The organism is uncultured Campylobacter sp. (assembly GCF_937997465.1).
Classification (GTDB): domain Bacteria; phylum Campylobacterota; class Campylobacteria; order Campylobacterales; family Campylobacteraceae; genus Campylobacter_A.
Map to the genome: position 1 here is coordinate 1 of NZ_CALKTQ010000236.1, position 3,371 is coordinate 3,371.

A 3,371-nucleotide genomic window follows, 5' to 3' on the forward strand; every position below is an offset into this window, starting at 1 on the left:
GCTTCGATATCCTCACTGCTAGCAGGAAATTCGTACTCATCGACGACTACGCGCACCATCCGACTGAGATCAAAGCCACTTTGCAATCGGTCTTTGAGTACGCCAAGCTACTGGGCATCACAAAGATCACGGTGATATTTCAGCCGCACAGATTTACGCGCCTAAGCGCAAATTTAGAGGCCTTTAAGGAGTGTTTTGAGGGCATAGACGAGCTAGTTATCCTGCCTGTTTACGCAGCGGGCGAGGCGTCCATAGATATAAATTTAAAAGAGGAGTTCAAGCGCTACAACCCAGTGATGACGCAAAAAGTCGCGCGCGAGGGCGAGGGGATAGTCTTTACGGATGAGTTTGGCGTGAAAAACTTGCTCGATGACGGCTTAGTGATCGGCTTTGGCGCGGGCGACATCACATATCAGCTCCGAGGCGACGTATGAGGGTCATAATCGTACTTTTAGGCGTACTTGCCGCGATCGCAATATTTAGCGTGAGTGACGAAAAGCTAAGTAAAAAGGCGAAATTTATCATCACTTTTTCGGTTATTTTTGTCGCGGCGGCGCTGTATTTTTACGAGACCAGGCTAGAAAGCGAGCAGGGCAAAAGGCTGGAACTGGTCGCGCTTTTTAACCAAGGCAAAACCCTAAAATGCGGGAATTTCGACGTAAATAACACTAAATTTAACTATGAGTTTGGTACGTCCTCCTTTGTCGCAAAACGCGCGGCAAAGGAGCTAAACAGCGTCAAGATCGCGCTTGATGGTTGCGAATTTAAAGGCGAATAATTGCGAAATTTTAAAGATAATCAAAATTTGACCCAAGGCGGCGTTTGGGGGGCAAACGGGCACGAAAATAACGTCTCGCGCGAGCAAAGAAACGGCGATATTTCAGACACCGTGGCGCACCGAGAGCAAAAAGAATTTACAAACGCGGAAGGCTTTGAGCGGCTTATAAAAATTTTAGACCTGCAAGGCTATATGGAGCGGTTTAACTCCTTTTTAGCGCGCCCAAAGCCGCTTTTTATGGCGGGCGACAGCAGGCTGCATTATGAGAAAATTTTAGAACTCTCGCAAAAGCAGTTTGATCCGCCCTCGTCCGCTCAAAACCTAGACGATGCGCTCATTCGCCTTAGTAAGCAAGCCACGCTGCACGTGAGCGAGATTTTTGAGTTTGCTAAGATTATTAGCTACTTTACCTACCTAAAAACGCTCAAATTTGAAGGCAAACTAGGCGAGTGGCTCGCTAAAATCGAGATCCCGCAGCCGATGTTAAAGCTCGCAAACTCATTTGACAAAAACGGCGAGCTAAAAGACGAAGTGGACGAGCGCCTAGGCGGTATCAGAGACGCCTTTAGCGCCAAAAGAGCGCAAATAGACGCCGATCTGCGCCGCCTCATCTACTCAAAATCCATCACGCCATACCTTGTCGATACGCAGGTGCACTACATCAGTTCGGTCGAGGCGCTACTCGTGCGAGGCGGCTTTAACCACGTGCTAAAGGGCACGGTCGTAGCTAGAAGCTCGGGCGGATACTTCTACGTCGCGCCCGAAAACATCCAAAAGCTCAAAAAAGAGCAAAGCGAGCTGCTGGATAAAAAAGAAGAAATCGTCTATGAACACTGCAAAATTTTTAGCTCCGCGATGCACAAGGCCTTACCGTTTTTAAAATTTATAAACGGCGCGTTTGACGTATTTGACGCCTACTGCGCGCGAGTTTTTACGGCTAAAAGCGCGGATTTCGAGTTCGTGCTTCCAGGCGGCGGCTCAAATTTAAAGCTGGCAAATTTCGCTCACCCCGCGCTAAAAAATCCAAAAAGTATCAGCATAGACTTTAGCAAAAAGGTGCTGTTAATTACGGGCGTAAACGCGGGCGGTAAATCGATGCTTTTAAAATCGCTGATAGCGGCGGCCTTTCTAGCTAAATATCTGTTGCCGATGCGCATAAACGCGCAAAATTCGCAGATCGGAAATTTTAAAGAATTTGACGCCATCATCGAGGATCCGCAAAACGTGAAAAACGACATCTCGACTTTTGCCGGGCGTATGGTACATTTTTCCAAGCTCTTTACGAAAAAAAACCTGCTCATCGGAGTCGATGAGATTGAGCTGGGAACGGACTTTGAGGAGGCGGCGAGCCTGTATGGCGTGATGATCGAGCGGCTGATGGGACAGGATATCAAGATGATCATCACCACCCACCACAAGCGCCTTGCTATGCTGCTAGCCAAAAACCCCGACGTAGAGCTCGTCGCTGCGCTATACGACGAGGAAAACTCGCGGCCTAAATTTGAGTTTTTAAAAGGTACGATCGGCAAATCATACGCCTTTGAGACTGCAGCTAGATACGGCATCGCGGCAAATTTGGTCGCCCAGGCGAAGAAAATCTACGGCGAAGACAAGGAAAATTTAAACGAAATCATCACAAAGACGTTAAATTTAGAGGTGCAGCTCAAAGAAAAGCTCGAAAGCGCCGAGAAAAAAGAGCAAAAGCTAGACTCGCTAATCGAAAATTTAAAAGAGCAAAAAGAGCGCGCCGAGGCCGAGCAACACGAGGTTATAACGCGGCTAGAGCGGGAATATTTTAAGGCTATAAACGAGGCTAGACGCGCGATAAATTTAGATGATACTAAGGAAAAACAGCGCGCCCTAAACCGCGCAAACGAGGCCAAACGAGCCGTGCAAAAGCCAGAAATCTCCGCCCCGCCCGAGCTAAAGGTCGGCGACCGCGTAAAATACGGCAAGATAAAGGGCGTCGTCGTAAGCCTTAGCAAAAACGACGCCGTGATACAAACCGATAACGTGAGCATGCGCGTACCGATAAATCAGCTAAAAATCAGCGGCGAAACGCCCGCACCGCCTAAAAAATCAGGCATAAATCTAAGCGTGCAAAAGCCGCAAAACGCTAGCGTCACGCTCGATCTGCACGGACTGCGCGCGGACGAGGCGGTGCAAAAGCTGGATAAATTTATCTCAGATAGCCTAGTGATGGGCTTTGACGAGGTGCAGGTGTATCACGGCATCGGCACGGGCAAGCTCGCTTACGCGGTCAAAAATTTCTTGCGCGAACATCCGAGCGTGAAGGAGTTTTTTGATGCGCCGGCGGGGCAGGGGGGATTTGGAGCGCAGATAGTGCGGCTTTAAATTTGCCTTGCTACGGCTTGTCTCGCGAGCGCTTTTTGCGGATTTCGTTAAAATTTGACTCGATAGGCTACATGCCTTATCTTCGTCAAATTTTAACTTCAAAACCCCAAAAATCATCTCAAAATACTTCGCCTTATCTTTTTCTATTCAAATTTGAAGTCAAATTTGCAAATTTAACTTAAAATTTTTACTCACCGAGACCCGCAACCTGAAAATGCAAATTTAATTTTGCGGCGCG

General features: G+C 48.0%; 3 protein-coding genes. All 3 read left to right on the forward strand.

The genetic code is table 11. The features are described from left to right. Window positions 1-434 (forward strand): cyanophycin synthetase (locus tag Q0546_RS07905; protein ID WP_298791989.1); only part of this gene is annotated, 434 nt, incomplete at its 5' end. Next, window positions 431-778: a hypothetical protein gene (locus tag Q0546_RS07910; protein WP_009493428.1), complete on the forward strand. Its 348-nt coding sequence runs from the start codon at window positions 431-433 to the stop codon at window positions 776-778. The genes Q0546_RS07905 and Q0546_RS07910, both read left to right, overlap by 4 nt. Continuing rightward, complete coding sequence (locus Q0546_RS07915) at window positions 779-3,133, forward strand: endonuclease MutS2 (protein ID WP_298791990.1); 2,355 nt, start codon at window positions 779-781, stop codon at window positions 3,131-3,133. Window positions 3,134-3,371: the final 238 nt, after the last annotated feature.